This window comes from Pengzhenrongella frigida, assembly GCF_004168625.1.
Taxonomy (GTDB): Bacteria; Actinomycetota; Actinomycetes; order Actinomycetales; family Cellulomonadaceae; genus Pengzhenrongella; species Pengzhenrongella frigida.
In genome coordinates this window covers 1-1,533 of record NZ_SDWW01000110.1, presented here as the reverse complement: position 1 = coordinate 1,533, position 1,533 = coordinate 1, and the positions used below count along the sequence as shown (strand labels likewise).

The following is a 1,533-nucleotide window of genomic DNA, read 5'->3' as shown; positions in this document are numbered from 1 at the left end:
GCCTCGTTCGCGTTCTGCGCGATCTCCCGGATCGAGGCACCCATCTCTTCGGCACCCGCCGCGACCGTCTGCACGTTGGAGCTGACCTGCTCGGCGGCGGCCGCGATCACGCCGGCCTGCGTGCTCGTCTCGTCGGAGCCCGCCGAGACCTGCGTGTTCGCCTCCGCGAGGGCCGCCGCCGCGTCGGCCACGGTCTGCGCGGTGCCCGCGACCCCCGTGAACATGGCGCGCAACGCCCCCTGCGCGGTTGCCAGGGCGTCGGCCATCGCGCCGATCTCGTCGTGGGCCGCCACCTGCGCGCCCACGGTGAGGTCGCCGTCGGCCATGGCCTCGAGGGAGCGCTGCACTCCGCCGACCCCGCGGGTCGTGGCCCGGATCACCGCGAACGCGAGCCCGGCCGCGACCGAGGTGCCGACGATGAAGACCAGGGCGAGCACGAGCATGGCCCGCTCGGTCTCGGCCCGTGCGGCTGCGGCGGCGGCGTCCATCTGGGACCCCACCACGCGCGAGGCGAGCGTGATCGACCGGCCCCGCGCATCGGCGTCGGCCGCGGGCGCGGAAGCGATCGCGAAGTCGACCGCGGCCGTGTCGCCGGTGAGGGCGATCGGCATCAGCACCGCGTCCCGGAGCGTGAGCCAGCGGTCCCAGCCCGCCAGGAACTCGTCCCAGGCGACCACCGGCTCCGCCAGGTTGGCATTGACGCGCTCGATCTTCTGGGCCACGAGGGCGTCGTTCCCGACGATCGCCTGCTGGGCCCGACCGCGGCTGTAGTCGGTGGGGGCCATCGCCAGCTCCCGCACCATGAGCTGGGAGCGGAGCTGCCCGACCCGTGCGTCCTGCATCGGGACCAGCACGTCGCTCGACATCGACGCGATCAGATCGGTCTCGGCGCTCGTCTTGATCAGGATCACCGCGCCGTATCCCCCGACACCCGCGAAGGAGATCGTGAGCGCCAGCACCACAGTGAATAGCTTCGTGCCGAGTCGCCGGTCCTGGAACCAGCCCCAGGCGCCCTTCGGTCCGAGCCGACGGGAAGATCTGTCCAACGTCATGTTGTGTGCCCTCGCAAGTGGGTGCGCCGCAGCGCAGCAGCAGCGCGCGTCCGTGCGCGCCTCACCTTGTCGATCGGTCGCGGGAGGACGGTTGTGAGCGCTAACGACGGTTTCGCTGTCGGAACGGGTTCGCTCGTGCTCACCTCCCCTGGCCGGGGACAGGAAATGGCCTCCCGGAGAGAGTCCGGGAGGCCATTTCGTCTATCCACGCTGGCTCGTTCAGCTCTGCCTGTCGCCAGAGCAGCACGAACCTCAGTAGGTGAAGGCCGCGATGCGTTCGCGCAGGTCGGCCGACATCCGGGCGAGCTCGTCGACCGAGGTGCCCATCTGACCGAGGACCTCGCTCGAGGTCGCCGCGCCGGTGGCGACCCCGGCGATGTTCGCCGCGATCTCCCCGGACCCGGTGGCCGCCTCGGTGACCGACCGGGACATCTCGTTGGTGGTCGCCGTCTGCTCCTCGACCGCACTGGCGATCGTGAGC

1 protein-coding gene and 1 pseudogene are annotated in these 1,533 nt (G+C 71.4%); both read right to left on the bottom strand.

Annotated elements, in window-relative coordinates:
* On the bottom strand, nucleotides 1-1,052 hold a 1,052-nt coding region (locus tag EUA98_RS19535), incomplete at its 3' end, for a methyl-accepting chemotaxis protein (RefSeq protein ID WP_130104343.1).
* Between the two features lie 252 nt (nucleotides 1,053-1,304).
* Nucleotides 1,305-1,533 (bottom strand): annotated as a pseudogene (locus tag EUA98_RS19530) (methyl-accepting chemotaxis protein); the annotation flags it as partial.